Origin of the sequence: Colwellia sp. 6M3 (assembly GCF_014077595.1) — a bacterium.
GTDB lineage: Bacteria > Pseudomonadota > Gammaproteobacteria > Enterobacterales > Alteromonadaceae > Cognaticolwellia.
Genome location: NZ_JACGWF010000020.1, coordinates 21,186 through 45,305 on the forward strand (window position 1 = coordinate 21,186; position 24,120 = coordinate 45,305).

Annotated in this window: 21 protein-coding genes; 14 read left to right on the top strand and 7 right to left on the bottom strand. The window is 37.4% G+C overall.

Features of this window, described 5'->3' with window-relative positions; all coding sequences use genetic code 11:
- The first annotated feature begins 137 nt into the window (after positions 1-137).
- Both H4J50_RS06430 and H4J50_RS06435 read left to right on the top strand, forming a co-directional pair.
- Positions 138-620: a YajQ family cyclic di-GMP-binding protein gene (locus H4J50_RS06430; protein WP_108457177.1), complete on the top strand. Its 483-nt coding sequence runs from the start codon at positions 138-140 to the stop codon at positions 618-620.
- 288 nt (positions 621-908) lie between these two features.
- Entirely contained in the window at positions 909-2,255 is a 1,347-nt protein-coding gene (locus H4J50_RS06435; protein ID WP_108457176.1) for a sodium-dependent transporter, read from the top strand.
- A 92-nt stretch (positions 2,256-2,347) separates the two neighbouring features.
- On the opposite strand, the gene H4J50_RS06440 is transcribed toward H4J50_RS06435, so the two are convergent.
- Positions 2,348-3,052, bottom strand: a complete 705-nt coding sequence (locus H4J50_RS06440; protein ID WP_182255194.1) for a TIGR01621 family pseudouridine synthase — start codon at positions 3,050-3,052, stop codon at positions 2,348-2,350.
- Positions 3,052-4,410 (bottom strand): Na+/H+ antiporter NhaC family protein, encoded by a 1,359-nt coding sequence (locus H4J50_RS06445; protein WP_182255196.1) that lies wholly within the window; start codon positions 4,408-4,410, stop codon positions 3,052-3,054. The genes H4J50_RS06440 and H4J50_RS06445 overlap by 1 nt, the downstream gene beginning before the upstream one ends.
- Before the next feature lie 383 nt (positions 4,411-4,793).
- Here H4J50_RS06445 and gshA point away from each other — a divergent pair, with 383 nt between their 5' ends.
- Entirely contained in the window at positions 4,794-6,374 is a 1,581-nt protein-coding gene (gshA, locus tag H4J50_RS06450) for a glutamate--cysteine ligase (RefSeq protein ID WP_108457173.1), read from the top strand.
- A gap of 564 nt (positions 6,375-6,938) precedes the next feature.
- A complete protein-coding gene (locus tag H4J50_RS06455; RefSeq protein WP_182255198.1) occupies positions 6,939-7,562 on the top strand; it encodes a hypothetical protein in 624 nt (207 codons plus the stop codon).
- Positions 7,563-8,586: 1,024 nt separating this feature from the next.
- Here the strand turns inward: H4J50_RS06455 and H4J50_RS06460 are convergent.
- Together H4J50_RS06460 and H4J50_RS06465 are read right to left on the bottom strand one after the other, a co-directional pair.
- Complete coding sequence (locus tag H4J50_RS06460) at positions 8,587-9,864, bottom strand: HlyC/CorC family transporter (RefSeq protein ID WP_108457171.1); 1,278 nt, start codon at positions 9,862-9,864, stop codon at positions 8,587-8,589.
- A gap of 82 nt (positions 9,865-9,946) precedes the next feature.
- Entirely contained in the window at positions 9,947-10,747 is an 801-nt protein-coding gene (locus H4J50_RS06465) for a cytochrome c biogenesis protein CcsA (protein ID WP_182255200.1), read from the bottom strand.
- A gap of 346 nt (positions 10,748-11,093) precedes the next feature.
- Here H4J50_RS06465 and ffh point away from each other — a divergent pair, with 346 nt between their 5' ends.
- Positions 11,094-12,476, top strand: coding sequence for a signal recognition particle protein (gene ffh / locus H4J50_RS06470; protein WP_182255202.1), 1,383 nt, complete (start codon positions 11,094-11,096; stop codon positions 12,474-12,476).
- Between the two features lie 129 nt (positions 12,477-12,605).
- Here the strand turns inward: ffh and H4J50_RS06475 are convergent, their stop codons facing one another.
- Positions 12,606-13,586: a DMT family transporter gene (locus H4J50_RS06475; protein ID WP_182255204.1), complete on the bottom strand. Its 981-nt coding sequence runs from the start codon at positions 13,584-13,586 to the stop codon at positions 12,606-12,608.
- 245 nt (positions 13,587-13,831) lie between these two features.
- Here H4J50_RS06475 and rpsP point away from each other — a divergent pair, with 245 nt between their 5' ends.
- The 9 genes from rpsP (at position 13,832) to H4J50_RS06520 (ending at position 22,250) form a co-directional block, all read left to right on the top strand.
- Positions 13,832-14,080 (top strand): 30S ribosomal protein S16, encoded by a 249-nt coding sequence (gene rpsP, locus H4J50_RS06480; protein WP_077286254.1) that lies wholly within the window; start codon positions 13,832-13,834, stop codon positions 14,078-14,080.
- A 29-nt stretch (positions 14,081-14,109) separates the two neighbouring features.
- Positions 14,110-14,640 carry a ribosome maturation factor RimM gene (rimM, locus tag H4J50_RS06485; RefSeq protein WP_404842747.1) on the top strand — a complete coding sequence of 177 codons (531 nt, stop codon included), beginning with the start codon at positions 14,110-14,112 and terminating at the stop codon, positions 14,638-14,640.
- Positions 14,641-14,683: 43 nt separating this feature from the next.
- Positions 14,684-15,493, top strand: coding sequence for a tRNA (guanosine(37)-N1)-methyltransferase TrmD (gene trmD / locus H4J50_RS06490; protein ID WP_182255224.1), 810 nt, complete (start codon positions 14,684-14,686; stop codon positions 15,491-15,493).
- Positions 15,494-15,505: 12 nt separating this feature from the next.
- Complete coding sequence (rplS, locus tag H4J50_RS06495; RefSeq protein ID WP_081148524.1) at positions 15,506-15,859, top strand: 50S ribosomal protein L19; 354 nt, start codon at positions 15,506-15,508, stop codon at positions 15,857-15,859.
- Positions 15,860-16,167: 308 nt separating this feature from the next.
- Positions 16,168-16,929: a hypothetical protein gene (locus H4J50_RS06500; RefSeq protein ID WP_182255206.1), complete on the top strand. Its 762-nt coding sequence runs from the start codon at positions 16,168-16,170 to the stop codon at positions 16,927-16,929.
- A 277-nt stretch (positions 16,930-17,206) separates the two neighbouring features.
- Positions 17,207-19,150 (top strand): acetate--CoA ligase, encoded by a 1,944-nt coding sequence (gene acs, locus H4J50_RS06505; protein WP_182255208.1) that lies wholly within the window; start codon positions 17,207-17,209, stop codon positions 19,148-19,150.
- Between the two features lie 323 nt (positions 19,151-19,473).
- Positions 19,474-20,544: a 3-deoxy-7-phosphoheptulonate synthase gene (locus H4J50_RS06510; protein ID WP_108457880.1), complete on the top strand. Its 1,071-nt coding sequence runs from the start codon at positions 19,474-19,476 to the stop codon at positions 20,542-20,544.
- Positions 20,545-20,572: 28 nt separating this feature from the next.
- Entirely contained in the window at positions 20,573-21,715 is a 1,143-nt protein-coding gene (gene tyrA, locus H4J50_RS06515) for a bifunctional chorismate mutase/prephenate dehydrogenase (RefSeq protein ID WP_108457166.1), read from the top strand.
- A gap of 61 nt (positions 21,716-21,776) precedes the next feature.
- Positions 21,777-22,250 carry a thioredoxin family protein gene (locus tag H4J50_RS06520; protein WP_182255210.1) on the top strand — a complete coding sequence of 158 codons (474 nt, stop codon included), beginning with the start codon at positions 21,777-21,779 and terminating at the stop codon, positions 22,248-22,250.
- A 385-nt stretch (positions 22,251-22,635) separates the two neighbouring features.
- Here H4J50_RS06520 and H4J50_RS06525 read toward each other — a convergent pair whose 3' ends face one another.
- On the bottom strand, positions 22,636-23,232 hold the full coding sequence (locus H4J50_RS06525) for an outer membrane beta-barrel protein (RefSeq protein WP_182255212.1): 597 nt from the start codon (positions 23,230-23,232) through the stop codon (positions 22,636-22,638).
- 88 nt (positions 23,233-23,320) lie between these two features.
- The gene (locus H4J50_RS06530; RefSeq protein WP_182255214.1) at positions 23,321-24,055 is read right to left on the bottom strand and encodes a hypothetical protein; all 735 of its coding nucleotides are present in this window, start codon (positions 24,053-24,055) and stop codon (positions 23,321-23,323) included.
- Positions 24,056-24,120 lie beyond the last annotated feature (65 nt).

Consider the following 24,120-nt stretch of genomic DNA (forward strand, 5'->3'; position numbering starts at 1 on the left):
CAGCAATGAAAACTATCACTGTTCTAAAGTCTTAAATATATTACTCAATTAAAGTTAACTCCTTAGAAATATCGCCAATGGAATTAAATCTAATTAATTGATAATATATGCCTAATTTTTTTAGATAGAGAACTGTCATGCCTTCAATGGATATTGTTTCCGAAATTAATTTGGAAGAAGTAAAAAACGCGACTGAAAATGCTAATCGTGAACTTGCAACTCGTTACGATTTTCGTGACGCTGCAGCAAGCTTTGAATGGAAAAGCCCTGCAGTGACTATGAAGGGTGATTCAGATCATCAATTAAAGCAAATGACAGACGTACTGCGCGGACAATTGGTCAAAAGAAAGGTTGATGCTAAAGCGTTAACATTAGGAAGCATTGAAAGTTCGGGTCGCAACTATAGCCAAGTGGCCACTTTCAAAGAAGGCATAGAGCAGCCTGTTGCTAAAAAAGTGGTTAAGCTGATCAAAGACAGCAAGTTAAAAGTGCAAGCTTCAATCCAAGGTGAGCAAGTGCGCGTTACAGGTAAAAAACGTGACGATTTACAAGCCGTGATGCAATTACTTCGAGAAACAGAATTAGAACAGTCGTTTCAGTTTAATAACTTTAAAGATTAAAGATTAAATGTTTAAGGTTTAAGGTTTAAGAATAGGTCTTCACTAAAGCTGACCGCTGCATATATAGATTTTTTAAAGAGGCATTAGCCTCTTTTTTGCTTTTAATGTCTTTGGTAGTCATAGATAAAAGTAAATTCACTTTCGACTGTAATTTAACCAGTACTTAAATCTTTACGGTGTAAATATGAATTAAAACACCTTTCATGGCGATTTTTCATAAGAAACGCTGTTTTTTTCTTAGCAGTTTAAGTAAATTAGCTTATTCAATAATAATAATGATGATTTTAAATGGCTGCTTCTAGAGGTGCGTTCAGTTCTCGTATAGGTTTTATCATGGCTGCTGCGGGTTCTGCCGTAGGGTTGGGTAATATATGGGGTTTTCCTACACAAACAGCAAGTAACGGTGGTGCGGCTTTTGTACTGGTTTACTTGGTGTTAGCATTTTGTTTAGCATACCCAGCCTTTATGGCTGAATTGTTAATTGGTCGATATGGCCAAGCCAATGCCGTGACTTCCTTACAAAAAATATCGCGAAATATCTTTCATAAGCGCTTTGCCTTTGTCGTTGGTTTTGGCGGTATTATTTGTGCGGCTTTAATTTTAAGCTTTTATGGCATACTCGCTGGATGGATGATGTCGTTTGCTATTGAGCCTGTTACCTCTTTAATGGGCTTTAATGAAGCATCTAATTGGCTTACGTCTCAGTCTATTGGACGTAATTTACTTTTTACAGCATTATTTATGTTGCTGACCATATCCATTATTCGACGCGGTGTTGAACAAGGTATTGAGAAATGGTCGAAACGTTTAATGCCAATGTTGATTGGCTTATTGGTTTTAATGATCATTTATGTCTTCACATTAGATGGTTCAAAAGAAGGCTTTGCAGCTTACTTAAATCCTGATATTTCACGTGTATTTGAACCAGACCTATTGATTAGTGCATTAGGACAAGCGTTCTTTTCATTATCGCTGGGTACCAGTGTTATGGTGATTTACGGCTCCTACATTTCTAAAAAAGAAAACTTAGTCTCACTTGGTGCACAAGTCACTTTAATTGATGTCTCAATCGCTTTTTTAGCCGGCTTATTAATTATTCCTTCAATGTACGTTGCCCAAGCTCAAGGTGTTGCTATTTTCGATGCTGATGGAGGTTTAATCTCAGGTCCTAATTTAGTCTTTGATGTGCTGCCAACCTTATTTGATGGCATGGGAGCTATAGGTTTATTTGTTGGTTTTGGCTTTTTTGTTTTAATGTCAATTGCGGCGCTAACGTCTAGTATTTCAATGTTAGAAGGGCCGGTTTCTTTTGTGGTAGAGCGTCATAATGTTGAGCGGAAAAAAGCTACCACCTTTATTGGTCTAGGTATCTTTATTTTAAGCGCTTTAATTGTTTTAAATTTTGATGCACTGTTTGGCTTGGCAATTTCAATCTCCACTGTCTATGGTCAACCGCTCATTGCGATGCTGTGTTGTGTATTTGTTGGTTGGATTTGGTTTAGAAATGATATTTTAACTGAGTTAAAGCAAGGTAATGATATGGTTGAGCATTCATTATTTTGGAAAATTTGGCCTTGGTATACTAAGTTTGTTTGTCCGACGGCAATTGGTATTGTTTTTTGGCATTCATTGTAAAATTATCAACGAGTAACTTTTAACGTTGAAAAGTAAAAGGGAGCTAATTAGCTCCCTTTCTTGTTTTATATACCGGTAATTTTTAGTGTAACTTAAAGGCTAGGCCAAGAAAGATGCCAAGGAGATGTGATTTTATTAATAGCTTCTACCGTATTTTCATGGCTGAAAAAGGTCCCCGTACTTGGCGGCAGACAATACTGAAACTGTTGATTATTTAAACTAAACTTTAAAGCAAAGGCGTGCAGGTAACCTCGATCAGACACACTATTGGTGTTGTAAAGTGGATCACCCAGTATTGGCACGCCAACGCTATTCAGTGCGACTCTTATTTGGTGGGTTTTACCCGAGTGCGGTTTGATTAAATAAAGTCGTTGTTTTGGTGCTATTGTAAAAGATAAAAATTGACTAATTGCTGGGTTATTATTTGTGCGCAGCAATTTCCACATACCGCGTCGGCTTTTCTCCATATCGCCCTTAATCAATCCTTGTTTTTTATTCGGTTTGCCTTCGGCGATAGCAAGGTAATATTTTTCTACTTTATGCTGTACAAACATCTGTTGAAACGCGCTCGCAGTAGCACTATTTTTGGCAACAATAATCAGCCCGGATGTCATTTTGTCTAATCGATGAACCGGATAAAGTTCTGTAAGCGAAAACTGACTGCTAAGTTGTGCTTTTATTTTTGAAAAAAAACCACTACCGATTTGTTCTTCATCATGAAAACCCATACCTTGTGGCTTATTAATAACGAGAAAGTCAGTTTGGTGATCAACAATCGTTATGAGCTGATCTGTCATTAAAAACTGAGTCCGATGAGTATATAAATTATTAGTGTTAAAACACCGCCAAACAATGCGTAAGGCAATTGCGTTTTAACATGTTCAAAATGGTCACAACCACTGGCAATAGACGCAACAACGGTAGTGTCTGAAATCGGTGAAGCATGGTCGCCAAATATACCACCGCCGAGTACAGCGGCAACTAAAAACTCAATCGGCAAGCCACTTTGTTGAGCAATAGGTACGGCAATAGGAATAAGTATGGCAAACGTACCCCATGATGTACCTGTAGCAAATGCCATAATCGCCGCAGCTACGAATAAAATGGGCGCCATTAAATATAAGGGGACTTCAACATTGATTAATTGACTGACATAAACGCCAGTGCCTAAGGCTTTAATAGCATCACCAAATGCAAAAGATAATACTAAAATTGCAACCGCAGGTGACATGTATTTAATGCCAGTAAGTATAGTTTTAAAGATGACTGTAAGTGACATAAGCTTACGGTGCATAATTAATATCACTAAAAAGACTAGGGCTGTGACCACTGACCAAAATACTGAAAAAGAGCCTGAGCCTCGGCGAATATCACCATCACCTGTAAACCACAGTAAAATAAAAGTACCCACCAAGAGTGTTAGCATAGGAAGCCACATAATATAGGCTGGAGCAATATGGTCTACAGTTGTTTTTTGTTTATCTTCTATCACGGATTCAGCGTATTTTAATGGTCCAAAAACTTTGCCACTAAACGCGGTGTAATAGGCAAGTGCTACCGCAATGATCGCGTAAAAATTATAGCCTATTGTGCCAATTAAAATTCCCACAGGGTCATCAAATGAATATCCATCCAACAAACCTAAAACATATGCACCCCAACCATTAACTAAAAATAAAATACTAATTGGCGCACAAGTTGAATCTACTAAGTAAGCCAGCCTAGCTCGGCTAATTCCATGATGATCAAATAATTTTTGACTCGCCATGCCAGCGGTAAACATACTTAAGTTTGTATCGGTAAAAATTGATGTACCAATCACGGTTGGTAATATACTGGCTTGTCGGCTATTTTTAACTAAATTTAACGAAGCAAGGTGATTGATAAAACCATTCACCGCGCCTGATTGGTTCATTAAGGTGACTAATGCGCCAATTAATAAGCTGAAACTGACAATGTAAACGTTACCTAAAGAGGAAAAAACACCACCAATACCAAAAACTGTAGCCGTTAAACCTTCGATAGGGTTGCCATTTACGGTCATTAAATAACAAAGTGCTACACCAGATAGCAGGGCGAAAAGAGCGTTTTTTCGCCATATTGCAATAACAATAGCGACAAGTGGTGGGAGTAAGCTAAAAACGCTGTCTTGCATAGTAAACCTTTATTATTATTTTATGTCGGAGAAGTTTAATCGTTTGGCTATAACTTAAAAGCCCCTAACTTTACCGTAAGCTCAGGCAATAATAAACTTAATGCTTGGCTAACCGAGCGATAAAAAAGCTAAAAAAGAAATATAGATCGATAAAGTCGGGTCAATATCTGAGTCGATAAAGATAAAAGTGGTATTATATCGTATATTTGTCAATGTAATGTGCTGAGTTCAGCGATAGTTATCAACTTTTAACTTCACGCTTACTTATTTTTTGATTCGTTATTATGCAAATTTAGTTAATAATAAATCACGGTAGCCATTGAAAATTAACATTTCACCCTTAAATAACAGTTACTCGCTGGCGTAACGCATCAGGAACTATTTTGACATTATCACTAAACGAATATATCTCGGCTTTTACCGAACCAAAGCATCAATCTTCTTTAAGCCAATTTGGTCGAGGTATAGAACGTGAAGCACTTCGAGTGCTGCCACAAGGACGTTTGTCTGAACGCGGTCACAGTGAACGATTAGGCGCTGCGCTAACACATCCTAATATTACAACAGACTACTCAGAAACACTGATGGAATTTATTACGCCTGTTAGCCATAAACCTGAAACAGTTATTGCCCAATTAGAAGATGTACAAAAATTTACCTTAAGTCAGCTTGATGGCGAGTTACTGTGGCCGATGAGCATGCCTTGTTTTGTTGATGATGACGATAAAATACCTTTAGCCCAATTTGGTAAATCTAATGTTGGTAAAATGAAAACCGTATATCGCCAAGGCTTGAAAAATCGCTATGGCAGTATGATGCAGGTTATTTCAGGTATACATTTTAACTTTTCATTCCCAAAAAGCTTTTTCCAATCAATGCAAAAAATTGAACAAAATAGTGATGTACTTGATGATTACATCTCTGATAAATATTTTGCATTACTGAGAAACTACAAACGCTTTTGTTGGCTTATTCCATACTTATACGGAAGTTCTCCCGCTATTTGTGGTTCATTTTTAAAAAATAAACCTACAGATTTACCGTTTAAAAAAACCGGTAAAGGCTATTTGTATCTAGAACATGCAACGTCTTTACGTATGAGCGATTTAGGTTATACCAATAGCGAACAATCTTCGTTGCAAATTTGTTATAACAACCTTTCGGGTTATTTAGATGGGGTAAAAAATGCCATTAATTTACCCTCAAAGAAATTCGAAAAAATTGGCATTAAAGTCGATGGCAAATACCAACAACTTAACAGTAATGTTTTACAAATTGAAAATGAATTGTATGCACCTGTTCGACCTAAGTGTGTTGCTAAACCTGGCGAAAAACCATCTGAAGCCTTGAGAAATAGAGGCGTTGAATATATTGAAGTTAGAGCGCTTGATGTTAATCCATTTTCAGCAACAGGTATTACTACTGAACAAGTGAGATTTTTAGATGTTTTTCTTACTTTTTGTATGCTTGAACCTAGCTCGATACTTGATTGTAAATCACAAGAAATTACCGAAGAAAACATGGACGCTATTGTTATACGCGGACGTGATCCAACGTTATTGCTGCGTGACACCTCGGGTGAAAACGCCATAGAAAAATCTGTTAAACAATGGGGCAATGAAATTTTCGCTAAATTAGCGAGTGTAGCAACGTTGTTAGATGAAGCAAATGACAGTCATTTATACACTCAAGTGCTTGCAAATGAAGCGGCTAAAATTAATGACGCTAGTTTAACGCCTTCAGCTCAAATTTTATCTGCTGTTGTTAACGATAATCAGTCTTTAACGCAAATGGCACTTAAAAAGGCAACAGATTATCGCCAACAACTTTTAGGTAATGACTACCAAGCATTTAATGAGGAATACTTTATTAAATCAGTCGCAGACTCACTGAATAAACAAGCTGAAATAGAGCAAAGTGATAACGTTGATTTTGATACTTTCCTACAAAATTATTTTTCCTGATTAAGCTTAATTCTATTCAGGTTTGTGCTGATAAAGCAGGAATATCTATTAGATAAATAGCAGGCAAAAAAAAGCGCGTTAAGATAACGCGCTGGAAATAATAAGAAAGCAGTCCAGGGAGGTTTCGCTTTCATGTATTATGACCAACCAACTCGGTCGTAGTTCATTATTTATACGAATAATTTTAAATCTGCTAATTTTCGATGCAATAAATGCCTCCCCATTAAATACTTATCACTCTTCTTTTATATCTAATTTACTGATTTAAAAATAAAATACTTATTTACATTGCTAGGTGTGTTTTTAAAGCCAGACGCTTCAAATAAAAAAACATTATCGGTTTAAAAGGCTAACGATAAAGAAAGTGCGACTCAGTAAAATAAAGTAATTAATTTCCAGTCAATAGTGTAACTAAATACTAAAGTTATTGGTGTTGTTAACTGTCCTAAAAAAATAAGGTAAAAAATCTTGCGATATAAAAGTTGAATATTTGATGACATTATCATGATAAATAACAAATATTCTGGCATGATATTAACAATTCAACACTAAGTAACCGCGTTCATGACTTTTTTCAAAACTTTCATTATTTCTGCGTTAGCCTGTATAACCTTATCGAGTTGCGCGACAAGTCCACCAAAAAATCCTGAAAACCTCTGTGAAATATTTCGTGAGCATAGAGGATGGTACTTTGCTGCAAAAGACATGCGCGAGCGCTGGGGAGTGCCTATTCATGTTCCTATGAGTATGATGTATCAAGAAAGCTCATTTAAAGCAGGTGCTTTGCCTCCTAGAGATTACTTACTCGGGTTTATACCTTGGGGTAGAGTGAGTACCGCCTATGGCTACTCACAAGCAAAAACCATGACTTGGGAAGATTACACCAGAGAAACAGATAACTCAGGTGCTGATCGCGATGATTTTGACGATGCAATGGACTTTATGGGTTGGTTTATTTTTAAAACTCAAAAAATTAATAAAGTATCTAAATGGGACGCTTATAACCAATATCTAAATTATCATGAGGGATGGGGTGGCTTTAAGCGTAAAACTTATAAGAAAAAAGCTTGGCTAACTAAGGTTGCCCGAAAAGTAGATAGCCGTGCTAAACGTTATTCTAGCCAACTTAAAAGCTGCGAAAAAGAGCTTGATCATGGCTGGTTATGGCGCTTATTCTTTGAGGACTAGTGCTTTATATTTATATTTATCTTTATGAGAGGCATGCCAGTTAATGCCTCCATTTTATATGCTTTCTTAAGTTCCTTACTTTTGACACTTCCTCGCTGTTGGCTTTTCCTTACAACCTATAATCAATATCGGCTCTTTGGCTAAGTCTTAATTTTTTATATTCTAAGTAACTTATCAGTACCACGCATTTATAAATTAATTACTACACTTATTACTATTTCTGTTGAACCCCTGTTACATATGACATCCAATATGTATCAGCAAATGCAAACTTCAAAGGCAAGCACTTTGATAATCGTTTGACCCAATGGATGTTTGCAAAATCAGTAATTTCTAATGGTAATTTAAAGCCAGTATTAGAGTAATTATTACTGCATAGTTCTTGCCAAAGTTGATAAAAAAAACATTATTTTTTGGGGAATCAACGTGAATAAGGGCTAGCAAATATGCAACATAAATTTAATAAAAAACTTCCTTTTTTTACTAAAAATTGATTGCAAAATACAAAGTCGCTTTCCAATAGGGCTTGCAATTGTTATCCACAGAAATTGTGGAAACTTAATCCCCAGATCTAAAGCTGTGCATAACTTTGTTATTAACTTCCCATCAAATTATTTCTATCCACAATAAAACATTTATTGTTTAACATTATGCTTTCAGTGCCAAGCTTTACGATCAGGTTGTACACTGTTTTGAATGCCTTATTAGAGAATAGAGAATAGAGAATAGAGAATAGAGAATAGAGAATAGAGAACTGATAATTTTTAAACTGTTTTAAGGCCGGCTGCATCATCTTTCGATTAATCATAGGAGTAGCTATACGAATAACCCTAACAAAGCCGTTGCTTTTGTATTGCTAGCAAAAAATATCAGCTAGCTTTATGACTAATCAGGAGCAGTATTAAAACTGTTAAAGATGCTAAAGATGCTAAAGAGGTGTTTCTGCTGAAGATGTGAATAAAAAAAAGACAGCGCTGATACTAAATCAGAACTGTCCTTCATAGAGGTAAGTAACGCAATAATATTACGAATTAATACCGTCATAGAAATCGGGTAAGATTCTAACTGTTTTGATCATATTGTCTTTAACTTCGATAATCTCAAGCGGATAACCAGATATTCTTACGCTTAGATTCGCCTCAGGAATATCCTCAAGGTATTCTAATATTAAGCCATTTATAGTTTTTGGCCCATCAGTAGGAAAGCTCCACGTCATTTCTTTATTCACGTCGCGTACGGTTGCGCTACCATCAACTAAATAACTACCATCAGGTTGAATGTTAACTTCGTCGCTGGTGGTAGGTGTCATGGTGGTAGTAAAGTCACCCACTATCTCTTCAAGAATATCTTCTAAGGTGACTAAACCTTGAATATCTCCATACTCATCTACAACTAAACCGAGACGCTCTTTTGCATGCTGAAACTTTAATAGTTGCACATTAAGCGGTGTACCCTCAGGTATAAAGTAAATTTCTCGCACAGCACGCAGTAAGGTCGCTTTGGTAAATTGTTCTTTCGATACGAGACGTAAAGCATCACGCACATGAACATAACCCACAACATCGTCAATGTTGTCACGATATAGTAATACTCGAGTATGATTTGACTGAGTGAGTTGCTTTTGAATACGTTTCCATTCGTTATTGATATCAATGCCGACGAGTTCATTGCGAGGGATCATAATATCTTCAACAGTCACATTTTCTAAATCAAGAATACCAACTAACATATCTTGATCTTTTGACTTTAATAACGCGCCAGACTCATTAACCACTGTACGTAATTCTTCAGAGCTCAAGCTGTGTTGCTCTCTTTGCTCAGAGCTTATGCCTAATATGGCTAATATGCCATTGGTGATCCAATTTACCGCAATAACGAAAGGGTAGAGCAGCTTTAGCAGTATCGTTAGAATAAATGAGCTTGGAAAAGCGACTTTTTCTGGATACAAAGCCGCTAAGGTTTTTGGTGTGATTTCGGCAAATATTAATATAACGAGTGTGAGTAATAACCCAGAGTAAAAAACTCCAGCATCGCCATATAAACGTTGTGCAATAATACCCGTGATAAGGGTCGCAAAGATATTGACCAGATTATTACCAATTAATATCAAGCCAATTAATTTATCAGGTTTAGCAAGTAACTTACTTACCCGTTTTGCGCCACGGTGATGTTGTTTTTCTAAGTGTTTTAGTCGATATCGGTTGATCGACATCATGCCCGTTTCAGAGCCTGAGAAATAGGCTGATATAAATATGAGAATGCCGAGCACGACAAACAGCATATCGGTAGAGATGTTATCCAAAAGGGATCCTATATATTAATGATAATAAGTATTACAGCGCCAGAGCGGAAAAGTAATACAAAGTTAACTTATACGCTAAAATTTATAATAAGAGAAATTCTTTCACAAATCGGCTACCAAAATAAGCCAATGTAAGTAAAAAGGTCGCAATGACCGTTAATGTTAGAACGCGCTGACCACGCCAGCCTAATTTAAAATGCCCCCATAAGGTGACGAAATAAATTACACAGGCGATTAATGATAAAATTGTTTTATGCGCATTTTCTTTTGAAATCATACCGTCGAGAAATATAAAGCCAATAACTTGGCTCAGTAATAAACAAATACTACCCATTAACAAAATAATAAATAACTGTTGTTCTACTTGCATTAAAGGAGGTAAATGATGAACAGCTTGGAAGTTTTTACTCTTTAATTTGGTATTAATATAAGCAACTTGAAAGGCATATAGTGTCGCTATTACAAGGATACAATAGGCAATAAGTGCTAGCGTAATATGGCTTAGCATGGCTATTTTATCTGAAACAATTTCTAAGTTACTCACCGGTGAGATAAAAATCATGCTGAGCTGCCAAAGGCCAGCAAAGCCATAAATACCCGGTAATAATAAATTCACCTTAAAACGCAATGCAACAGCTGAAATAACAAGAGTAATAATTAAACTGACTAAAGAGACGACATTAGGCAATGAGAAGTTAAGGTGGTTGTGAGAATTTAAAAACTGAGAACTGCTTAAAACATGAAAAATAATCGCTAAAGAAGCAAAAATTAAGGTAATAATGATATTCGGGCCTTTCGGGTGAAACAAGCGAGATAAAATTGATATCGTCGCTACGCTGTAACAAACAAAGGCAGTAAATGCAGTGATACTTGAAAATTCCACAAAATGCTCCGAAAAAATGAAAAACTGTTTATCCGCTAGTTTACACAGCGATTCTAGCAGAATAGCTATCAGACACCATAACTATTGTTTATTTTATATCAACAGTTTAAGTCGTTGTGTAATCGTTAAGTAGAACAGGTGTTATGTGTTCACCGAACCCATAATAGATAGCCGGAATATCAGCAGTTTATCATAAAATTTTACAGTGATATTAACCGATATATCTGTTTTATACTTTCTTTATAGCTTAGTGATTACTTTAAAAGCATAACTTCTACTTTCGCTAATTAATTGTACGGGTATAATAGAGCTAATTTTTTGCGCAAAGTTAATATTTGAGTCCTTTATGTTTGAGAATCTTTCCGATCGTTTAACGAAATCACTAAAAAATATCAGTGGCCGTGGTCGTCTAACTGACGACAATATAAAAGACACTTTACGTGAAGTGCGAATGGCATTGCTAGAAGCTGATGTCGCCTTACCGGTTATTCGCGAGTTTGTTGCTAAAGTCAAAGAGAGTGCTGTAGGGCAAGATGTTTCTAAAAGTTTAACGCCAGGGCAAGTTTTCGTAAAAATAGTTCAAAAAGAACTTGAATCGGCAATGGGTGAAGTGAATGAAGCCCTTAACTTAAAAACTGCACCACCAGCTGTTGTCTTGATGGCGGGTTTACAAGGGGCGGGTAAAACTACCTCTGTTGCTAAACTAGCTAAATTTTTAACCGAGCGTGAAAAGAAAAAAGTATTAGTCGTTAGTGCCGACGTTTATCGTCCAGCAGCAATAAAACAACTTGAAATGTTGGCCACTGAAATTAATGTGGGTTTCTTTCCAAGTGATATTAAGCAAAAGCCTATTGATATTGCCAATGCTGCAATTGACCACGCAAAGAAAAACTTTTTTGATGTGGTAATTGTGGATACCGCCGGTCGTTTGCATATTGACGGCGAAATGATGGCTGAAATTCAGCAATTACATGCCGCCATTAACCCAATTGAAACGCTTTTCACGGTTGACGCCATGACAGGGCAAGATGCTGCCAATACTGCTAAAGCATTTAATGACGCCTTACCATTAACGGGTATTATCTTAACCAAAACTGATGGTGATGCTCGCGGCGGGGCGGCATTATCTATTCGCCATATTACTGGCAAGCCAATCAAGTTTATGGGTGTTGGTGAGAAAATTGAAGCCCTAGAGCCTTTTCATCCAGACAGAATAGCTTCACGCATATTAGGGATGGGTGATGTACTGTCTTTAATTGAAGAAGTAGAACAAAAAGTTGATCGTAAGCAAGCCGAAAAGCTAGCTAAAAAAGTTAAGAGTGGTAAAGGTTTTGATTTAGAAGATTTTCGTGACCAACTCGTACAAATGAAAAGTATGGGCGGCATGATGGGTTTAATGGATAAGTTACCTGGTATGGGTAATATGTCAGAACAAGTAAAAGGGCAAATGGATGATAAAGTCACTATCCGCATGGAAGCGATGATTAATTCTATGACCAAAGCTGAACGTCAACGTCCTGAACTGATCAAAGGCTCACGTAAACGTCGTATTGCTGCAGGTTCAGGCACGCAAATACAAGATGTAAATAAGTTATTGAAACAATTTACTCAAATGCAAAAAATGATGAAAAAAATGTCAGGTAAAGGTGGCATGCAAAAAATGATGCGCTCAATGAAGGGCATGATGCCACCAGGTGGCGGAATGGGCGGTGGTATGTTTGGCCGTTAATTTACTCGCCATTGATTTTTTTAACATAAAAAAGGTAGCTAATAGCTACCTTTTTACATTCTGTCGGTTAAATTTAATTATTTGAATGCATGTTTATCGGTTTCAATGCATACCTAAATAATAGCTGATCTAAACGCAATTATTTTTAAACCCTAAATAGTGTTTCACCATGTTTATATTTTTTCTATTCAGTATTCTGTCACCAAGTGCGGTTAACATTGAGCCACAAACAACCAAACCCGCGCCAATATAAGCGAGTATATTTAGATGCTGTGCTTGGAAAGTGTTTGGCCAAACTTGCTCTGCGATAGTAGCAAAAACAACAGTCAGTAGTGGTGTTATGGCTAAAGTCGCGCTGACTTTTGCCGTTGGCAAATATTCTAATGACTTAGCAAAAGTGCCATAGGCTATTAACGTGTTTGCGCAGCAAAATAATAACAAGAGCAAAGCCGTATTATCTAATGACGTTATTTGTGAAGGACTGGCCAACGGTAAAAAGAACACTGAGCTTAATAAGTAAATGCACCACATAATTTGGTTTGAGCTGTAATATCCCAACATCTGCTTTTGAATAATCGCATAAGCCGCCCAAGTGACTGCTGCGCCAAACATGATCATAAAGCCAAATAAAAAGTCACTATTATCAAGGCCCGTATGATTAATAAACTGCTGATTAAAAAACAGCACCAAACCGGAAATAAGCACCAAAGAACCCACCATTTGGCCACGGCTAAAATGTTCTTTCAAGACAACAACACTGCCAAGTAACATGAAGAAAGGGGCCATTTGAATTAGCATTTGTGCGGTTTCTGCTGGTATATAATGCAATGAAATCAGATATAAAATGTAGTTTAAGCTCAGCAGTATGGCTGCAAATAACAGTCGTTTCATTCTACTAACACTTTTTAGCGCTGAGCTGGGGATCTTATTTTTGGCACATAACAATAAGGTGACGAAAAAGGCGGCGAACACAAAACGATACCAAGTAATGGTATAAGCATCCATCAGTAACAAAACAGATTTTAGCGCCAGCGGTAAAATTCCCCACATAATTGCCGTGATCATGGCTAGCGTTAATCCTTTTGCACTATTATTTACGAGTTGAGTCATCGTTTATCCAGTCAGAAAAGACAAATTACAGCGCAAATGATGTGCGCTTAGTTACTAAAGTGTGGGTGTTGAACTATATCTTTATATTGATTATTACGGTACTAATTTGCGAAATAATTCATCTAATACTCGCTTTAGGTTGCTTTGTCAGCAGAAAAGCGTAAAATACGCGAGCTTTTCTGTCGCTGAGGCGATGGAAATGTCTGGAAAATTCGTTTTAACACTTAAATTATATAGAGGACGATATGGTTACCATTCGTTTAGCTCGTGGCGGCGCAAAGAAGCGTCCATTCTATCAGGTTGTTGTTGCAGATAGCCGTAACTCTCGCGATGGTCGATTCATCGAGAAAGTTGGCTTTTTCAACCCTACAGCGCAAGGTCAAGCGGAAAAATTACGTTTAGACTTAGACCGTGTCAACCATTGGGTTGGTCAAGGTGCAACTGTATCTGATCGTGTGGCCAAATTAGTTAAAGATGCTCAAAAAGCAGCTTAATTAACTTTGGTAGGTTTTAGGAGTTTGTTGTGGAAGTAATAGGTAAAGATGTCACTTTAGGTAAAGTAGGCGCAGTCTACGGTATCAAAGGTTGGTTGAAAATTCATTCATTCACAGATGACCAAGAAGCCATACTAGACTATTTTCCTTGGTCTTTAAAATTAGGAAATAAAGTTCAATCAGTAGAAATTACCGATTGGCGCAAACATAACAATGGTCTTGTTGTTAAAGTTGCAGGTATTGATGATCGTGATATAGCCCAAAAGCTAGTTGGATCAGAAATATTTGTTAGCGAAGATGCGTTATCAGACTTACCCGAGGGTGAGTTTTATTGGCGTGATCTAATCGGCATGGCAGTAGTTACTGACAAAGGTTACGACCTTGGTCATGTTTCCGACATAATGGAAACAGGCGCTAACGACGTACTGGTTGTTAAAGCTAATCTGAAAGATGGCTTTGGGAAGAAAGAAAGGTTAATCCCTTACTTAATGGACCAAGTTATACTTTCGATCAGCGCTGAAGATAAACAAATTTGTGTTGACTGGGACCCAGGTTTCTAACTTGAGTAATAGTGTATCAACAAACAAGCTTAGCAATAAGAAAATCTGGATTGGGGTGATAAGCCTTTTTCCTGAGATGTTTGACGCAATTACTGAGTATGGGGTGACAGGCCGAGCGATTCGTAATGGCTTAATTGAGTTTCACACGTGGAACCCAAGAGAGTTTGCACATGATAAACATCGTACTGTGGACGACCGACCTTACGGCGGCGGACCAGGGATGCTTATGATGGTGCAACCATTACGTGATGCTATTCAAGCTGCAAGAAAAGCTGCAGACGAAGATAGCAGCCCTGAACTTATTAAAGCAAAGGGTAAAGCGAAGGTTATTTATTTGTCGCCGCAAGGACGGAAATTGGACCAAGCTGGTGTACGCGAATTAGCACAGCATGACCGACTGATATTTATAGCAGGACGTTATGAAGGCATAGACGAGCGACTAATTGAGTCAGAAATTGACGAAGAATGGTCGGTTGGAGATTACGTATTAAGTGGTGGGGAATTACCTGCTATGAACGTAATTGATGCCGTAGCACGCTTTGTGCCCGGAGTATTAGGACATCAACAATCAGCTGAGCAGGATTCATTTTCTGACGGTTTATTGGATTGTCCACATTACACTAGGCCAGAGGTTATGGATGTTTCGGATAACGAGGCAAAGTCTGTTCCCAAAGTGTTATTAAGTGGTAATCACGAACATATTAGGCAATGGCGCCAATATCAGTCTTTAGAAAGAACGTGGACTAGAAGACCAGAACTTTTAACTAACCTAGCTCTGACAGCAGAGCAGCAAAAAATGTTAACAGCTATAAAAGCTGATAACAATAATGCTACTGATGACTGTGAAACCTAGGAAGAAGGTATTATGAGTAATATTATTAAGCAGCTTGAAGCTGAGCAAATGAAAAAAGATGTACCAGCATATTGCCCGGGCGATACTGTTGTTGTACAAGTAAAAGTTACAGAAGGTGATAAATCACGTCTTCAAGCATTTGAAGGTGTTGTAATTGCTATTAAAAACCGCGGCATCAATTCTGCATTCACTGTTCGTAAAATCTCGAACGGTGTTGGTGTAGAGCGTGTATTCCAGACACATAGCCCAATCGTTGATTCAATTGAAATCAAACGTCGCGGTGATGTACGTCAAGCTAAGCTTTACTATCTTCGTGAGCGTTCAGGTAAATCTGCACGTATCAAAGAGAAATTGGGCAAAAGATAATTCCTCTTTTATTAGAGCAATATCTGCTAATTTTTTAGTAAAGAAAGATGATGAGAAAAACCTGTTTGGGAAACCAAACAGGTTTTTTTGTGACTTTTTTTTGATAACAGTGATTTTACCTTTCAATAAATAACACTTGTATCTCTGGTTATACCAGATGTTAAATCAATGTAACTTATGGCTTTTACTTATAAAAAATTGAATAATAATTGCAAGTGTAACTAAATGTGTGTAAGTTTGTAACCGAAATGTTAATGGATTAATTTTTTCTAAAAATAACTTAAAATAATAACTTAGGAAATCCATTAATGCGCAGTTTGCAATTATTTAAACACATCCTTATTACAACTCTATTGATATCTTCTTGGTCATCTTCCGCATCGGTTATACAACGTGATTACATTGAGAAAGGTGATGGTGGAATTACTTATGATGATGTTAGTGGCTACGAATGGCTTGATTTAACGTATACGAGAACATTAAGTTTTGAGAAATACCAAGAGATTTTAGCTCGCACTACAGAAGGGTGGGAGTTTGCTGACACTCAACATGTCGCTGATTTATTTGCGCAGTTTACATTCACGGATGAAGTTAATGATGAATACGGTACAGCGATCCCTGAGCATATTACGCCTAAATCAGAATCAGATCCGGCATACCTAGCTTATTACTATTATAGCCCTCAAACTTCAGCGTTTAATGATCTTGTTGAAGACCTAACAATTTTAGGCGAAACTTTGAGTATCGGTACACAAAACGATGTTGTTAAATTTTATGGTGTTAGAGGCTATGTTGATACTGGTATTAAAGGTGAAACTAGTCAATATATGGCTTACAAAAATGAAAGTATTGGTGTAGCTTCCTTAGGTGATTTCAGAGGTAAACCCATTGGTAATAGATATGAATCTTTTTTTACATATCGTTTAGCGCAAGCTGAGAATAATTTCGACGTGCTAGGCATACGTGCTGCCAATGTTGATTTTCCTGCCATACCTGTTTCTGAACCGGCTACGTTTGGAATGTTTACCATGATGCTATCTATATTAGTTTTTCGACGTTCTAAACGATAAATCTATAAAAGAGTTAAGGTCTTAATATGAATACTGAGGCCTTAACTATAATTTAACCTCTATTTTTCAGTTCTTCTATTCCTACCATCGCAATTTCTATATTCTTTAGTCTGTTAAAAATATCTGATAGAAAACTCAACAATATCAGACTTTAGTAGGGTATTCTGAGGCATAAACTTACGTTATTATGACTGTAAGAGACCTGACAGTCAGTTGATAGCAACTCTAGTTTTATCTGTCAGCAAGTCATCAGATATTAAGTTCAAAAGGATTAATCATGCAAAAACTTAAAAGCCATTATCCAGTATTAGCACAGGCAAAAGCCCATACTTACATTGATGCAGAAAAATACGATGTAATGTATAAGCAGTCAATTGAACAGCCTGATGTTTTTTGGGCAGAACAAGCTGAAGAGTTTCTTGATTGGTATAAACCTTGGGACAGTGTGTCAGATGTAGACTTGAAAACTGCGGATATTAAATGGTTTTCTGGTGGTAAATTAAATGTTAGCTATAACTGTATTGACCGACACTTAGTCAGTAAAGCTGACGAAACTGCTATTATTTGGGAAGGCGACGACCCGAGTGAAGATAAAAAAATAACCTATCAAGAACTGCATGATCATGTGTGTCGCTTTGCTAATTTACTAAAAGCACGCGGCGTGAAAAAAGGTGATCGTGTGTGTATATATATGCCGATGATCCCCGAAATTGGTTACGCCATGTTAGCCTGCGCGCGCATAGGTGCCGTTCATTCTGTGGTATTTGGTGGTTTTTCAACTGAAGCTATTCGTTCTCGTATTATCGATGCTGATTGTAAGGTTGTTGTTACTTCGGATGAAAGCCTTCGTGGTGGTCGTGTTATTCCGTTGAAAGTAAATGTTGATGCGGCCGTTGCCGACTGTCCAAATGTTCATTCCGTGATTGTAGTACAACGCACTGGCGGAGACGTGGCTTGGAACAACAAAATTGATGTCAATTATCAAGAAGAAGTCGCCAAGCTACCAGCAGCATGTGAACCCGAAGTTATGGATGCTGAAGATCCGCTGTTCATCTTATATACCTCAGGTTCAACAGGGACACCTAAAGGTGTTTTACATACTTGTGGTGGTTATTTACTTTATGCCGCAATGACCCATAAATATGTTTTCGACTACAAAGAAGGCGAAATATATTGGTGTACGGCAGATGCAGGTTGGATAACCGGACATTCTTATATTTTTTACGGACCATTAGCCAATGGCGCGACAACCTTAGTATTTGAAGGTGTTCCTACTTACCCTGATGCTGGCCGATTTTGGCAAGTATGTGATAAACATCAAGTTAATGTATTTTATACCGCCCCAACAGCTATTCGTGCACTGATGAGTGTTGGTGATAGCTTTGTTGAAAAAGCAGATTTGTCATCGTTACGTTTACTGGGCACTGTTGGCGAACCAATTAACCCTGAAGCATGGCATTGGTATTATGAAGTCGTCGGTAAAAATAATTGTCCTATTGTTGATACGTGGTGGCAAACAGAAACTGGCGGCATTTTAATTACATCACTGCCAGGTGCGGTTGATATGAAACCAGGTGCTGCAGGCAAACCATTTTTTGGTGTTAAACCTGCATTATTTGATAAAGACGGCAATACCTTGGAAGGTGCTAACCAAGGTTTATTAATGGTAACCGGAAGTTGGCCGGGGCAATTACGTAGTGTTTATGGCGATCATGAGCGTTTCTATCAAACATACTTAAGCCAATATCCTGGAAATTACTTTACTGGTGATGGTGCAAGAAGAGATGAAGACGGCTTTTATTGGATCACCGGGCGTGTTGATGATGTTTTAAACGTTTCTGGTCATCGATTAGGTACGGCTGAAATTGAAAGTGCATTAGTGCTGCACCCTGCTGTTGCTGAAGCTGCGGTAGTAGGTTATCCGCACGAAATTAAGGGACAAGGCGTTTACGCTTATGTCACCTTAATGAATAACGCGACAGAGTCTGAAGAGTTATTAAAAGAATTGACAGAATTTGTAGCTAAAGAATTAGGTCGCTTTGCTAAACCGGATTACATTCAATATGCACCGGGATTACCTAAAACACGTTCAGGAAAAATTATGCGACGAATTTTGCGTAAAATTGCCGAAAACGATCTTGATACTTTAGGGGATACTTCAACCTTGGCAGATCCTGCAGTAGTGGAGCACTTGGTCAATAATCGCATTGTACATAGCTAGCCACTAATCTTATTTGAGATAAAAGCGCCGAGAGGCGCTTTTTTTTGTTCTATATTTAACAATAGGGCTGTACCCAGATAAATTATAGTGTAATATAAACGGTACGAATTAAGTAAACTTAAATTTACAGCTGAAAGGGTTTGGAAAGTGCACATTCTGCAAGATCTATATTATTACCTCCCATACTTTATCTAGTCGCTTTTATGCGGCCTAGTTATTAGCAGGCAATAGCTGCTAACCGAAAATTTTACTTAACGATTCAACTTAACAACTTACATTTATTGCTACATATTCAGGAAAGAACCATGTCAAACGTAACCGAAATACCTAAAAGCAGATTGAACGATATTCATGTGAATGCCGAAGACGTCTTGATTACTCCTAATGCTTTACGAGAAGAATTACCTTTACCTGAAGCTGGACGGGTTTTCGTTAAAAACGCTCGAAATATTATTGCTAATATCATTCACAAAAAAGATCATCGATTATTAGTTATTTCTGGTCCATGCTCTGTTCATGACTTAGATGGTGCAAAAGCTTATGCAAGAAAATTAAAAGCCTTGCACGATAAATATCAAGACAGTTTATACATAGTAATGCGCGTGTACTTTGAAAAACCACGTACAACTGTTGGTTGGAAAGGGCTGATTAATGATCCGCATATGGATGGCTCATTTGACGTAGAAAGCGGTTTACGAAAAGCCCGAGAGTTACTCATTTATCTTACTGAGCTAGGCTTGCCTTTAGCAACTGAAGCACTAGATCCTATTAGCCCACAATACTTGGCTGAATTGTTCAGCTGGTCGGCAATTGGCGCTAGAACCACAGAATCACAAACTCATCGTGAGATGGCTAGTGGTCTATCAATGCCAATTGGCTTTAAAAATGGTACGTCTGGCGGCTTAGGTGTTGCAATTAATGCTTTACAGTCTGCAGCATCTTCACATCGTTTTATGGGCATAAATCGTTTGGGACAAGTTGCTTTAATTAAAACATCGGGTAACCCAGATGGTCATGTAATTTTACGTGGCGGAAAAAAACCAAATTACGATGCTGAAAATGTAGCCTTGTGTGAAGCTGAGCTTGCAAAGCAGGATTTAGAGCCTGGTATAGTCGTCGATTGTTCTCATGGAAATTCGAATAAAGATTACCGCCGACAACCTATTGTAGCGGATAATGTTTTTGATCAAATTTGTGCTGGCAACAAAACAATTATTGGTATTATGTTAGAGAGTAATATTAACGAAGGTAATCAAAGTTCAGATTTACCATTTAATGAGCTTAAATATGGTGTTTCGGTAACTGATGCTTGCATTGATTTTGAAACCACTGAGCAGCTTATCGCCTCAGCGAGTGCTAAGCTTGAAACTGCTTTAAAGAATCGTATCGTTTAATTATTATTGTATAGGAATAGTCTTGGTAATGAGCAATGAACTTACATTTGAACAGCAACTAGGTGGGTTGCGTGACGAAATTGATGAAATAGATAGTCAACTCGTTGCGTTGCTAGCTAAACGCCGTGCTGTTACCACGAAAGTTGGATTACTTAAAAGCGCGGTAGGTATGCCAATTTTTGCACCTGAGCGTGAAGCCAATTTATTAAAGATTCGTCGTGAGCAAGCTATAGAAGCTGGATTATCACCCGAGTTAATAGAAGATATTCTTCGTCGCTTAATGCAAGATTCTTATATTAGCCAAGATGCCAGTGGCTATCGTTGTGTAAATCCTGATTGCAAAAAAGTGGTTATTATTGGGGGTGAAGGGCAATTAGGACGAATATTTGTCGATTTATTTAAACGCTCTCATTATCAAGTTGAAACTTTAGAACAAGATGACTGGCCAAACAGTGCTCAAATACTAGCAGATGCAGGTTTAGTCATTGTAGCAGTGCCTATTCGATTAACCGCTTCGGTAATTCAAAAGTTAGGCGCTTTACCTAAATCATGTATTTTGGCCGACGTTACCAGTGTTAAAGAAGCGCCATTGTATGAAATGATGAAAGTGCATACCGGTCCTGTAGTTGGCTTACATCCAATGTTTGGACCCGATGTAACCGGTTTAGTAAAACAAACTATTATCGCTTGTGAAGGACGTTTTGAAGATCAATATCATTGGCTTCTCGAGCAATTTAGAGTCTGGGGAGCTAAAATTCACCCAGTCGAAGCACATACGCATGATCAAGCGATGTCTATGGTGCAAGTTATGCGACATTTTTCGACGATTGCTTATGGTTATCACTTAATGGCTGAAGGCGCAGATATCGCTCAATTGGTAGAAATGAGCTCTCCTATTTATCGCTTAGAGTTGATCATGGTTGGACGTTTATTTGCCCAAAATCCAATACTTTACACCGATATTATTTTTGCTAATCAGGATAATATTGCTATGATGAAACGCTTCGCTTATCGATTTCTAGAGTTGCTGGAAGATGTGCAACTAAATGATAAAGATGCTTTCACTAAAATGTTCTCACAAGTTGCTGATTGGTTTGGCGATTATGCTGATGTTTTTATGCAGGAAAGCAAAGTGATGTTAACAAAAGCAGATCAGCTTAAAAAACACTAAACAAATTATAGGGATGTAGCTGTGATAATAATTACAGCTAGCGTGAGTGAATAGGGAACATATGAACAAACTTTCAGCGATGTTATTCAGTATTATTATGGTAGTAGTTTCTGCATGTGCTAGTAGTCAGTCGGAAAAGGTTAACTTGGCAATAGGTGAAATAAGCCAACAGCAATTATTGAGTGACTATCCATATTTTCAACAGAGTTATCGAATGTATAACTTATCGGATGAAGAAATTATGGCAATAAAACGTTGGCCAACAGATTTGCACGTTGCCGTTTACTTTGGCACCTGGTGTCACGATAGTCAGCGAGAAGTCCCTAGATTTTTAAAGATTTTAAATGAAAATATGAGCATATCATCTCGCTTAATTGGTCTTGATTATAATAAGTCAGAACCAAACGGTACGGCTAAAAACCGTGGTATTAAGTACACACCTACTTTTATCATTTACCGAAATAATAAAGAGATTGGTCGAATTATTGAACGGCCTAAAGTATCGATAACTGCCGATATTTCAGCCATGCTATAGCTACACTTAACTACAGTAAAATCGCATAGAATTAACATTTTATGCGATTTTTTTATGCTAATTAAATAGCAGTAACGTTAGTCGCTAAATAAAGTGTTTTAGGCAGGTGTTGTAATATAAAAGGTATGTACTATAAATGATTTGAAGTATCGACTGGCAATAAAGTCGAACAGTTTAATTGAATGGCTTTATATAAATAAACTGTTACTTCGAGCAATGTTAAATATTGTTTAAAGTAACAGTTTGAAAATTAGGTTTTGGCTCAAATTAAGCTAAGCTGCGTTAGGCTGAGTTAAGTTAGAACAAGTTACATTTAACTCAAATGTAACTTGTTCTAAGAAAAGTTTAATCAGCATACTGCTTAGTAGATTTATTGTTATGGCATTTAAAACTTAATAGCAATACCAACAGCAATAGAGCTGTCTATCCATAAAGAGTTATCAAAATTTGCACTACAGATATCTTGTTGACAAAACATGGCATCATCTTCATCAATGAGAGTCGCATAAGCTCGTAATTCTGTTACTAACGCCATTTGCTTAGAAAATTCGTAACGAGTGCCAAAAGCAACACTGGCTGAAGGGTAAACTTCATTATTACCTTGTTCAGCATCGAAATGTGCACCACCAAAGCCTAAGCTTAACGTTGTAACGTAATTTTGCTGGCGAAATAAAGCGACGCCATTAAAGTGTGCGTAAGTGATATCAAGTGAGCTCTGCTCTGCGTTTTCGCCAATAAAATCATGGCTAACACGGTTTAATAGAACTTGGCCTTGACCATTCACATTTTCTTGCCAAGCAATACCAATAGCAATATTGCTTCCTGAGTCAGTATTAATATCGCTGCTATCGCTTGCAACCAAGTCAGAACCATACATTTGCCCAGCCATAACGCTGACCTCAAGTTGATTTGCTTGCACCGCATTTGAAATAAATAAAGAGCAAAGCATTGCTATTGGTATTAATTGGCTGTTCACTTTCATTACGACATATCCTATGGTTTTTATTTTTATAAACCTAGCTGTAATCAACGGTTGATTTAGCTAGGGTTTTACCACTAAAGCATTGAAATTAACCAAATAAGTCGGTCAATTTCTTTTTAGCTTTTTCTTTAAGCTTTTCTTTGGCGTCATCAGTTAGCTTTTTCTTTTGTGTCTCTTTCGCTTGTTGCCAAATTTTAGATAATGCTTGTTTAACTATTTCACTACCTAGTTGGCTTGCAGGTAAACCGGCGTCACCACCAACATTGCTTAGCGTAATATCAGGCAAAGTTGCACTATGTTCTTTATTACCAAAAGCACTTAAATCAATTGTGAGTGCAGTACCTGCAAGTATAATCTTACTGACTTTAATTTTTGGTTCTGCGCCACCCGCTGTATCTTCAGCGTCAGCACCTGCTTTAGGTGTGTTGCGTTCAATTGCATCTAAAAGATCTTGAATGTTAGAACCACCAGTTTGAGTAAACTGAACAAAAGCTTGAGGTGACTTGATAACGATTGCATCGATAATAATAGGTGTTGAGGTCAGACTTTCTAAATTAATATCAAGAGTAACTTCATCTAAAGCGAATGCATTTGGTTGGCTATAGCTTTTAGGGTTAGCTAAATTCACACCTAGAATACTACCTGCGCCACTTGCGAGTTTAATATCTACAGCTCTAACTTTTACTGTCTGTTCTGTAACTTGTGTACCAACCGTTTCAATTTGATTTTTAATATACTCATTGAGTGAGCCATTAGCTAAAAACCAAAGTGCTCCACCACCAAGTAATAATAAAACAACAATAATTGAGGCAATAATTTTCACGAATTCAATCCTTAAATGTAAAATACGAAGCAATGGCAAGTACTGCCTATACTTCATCATATGTA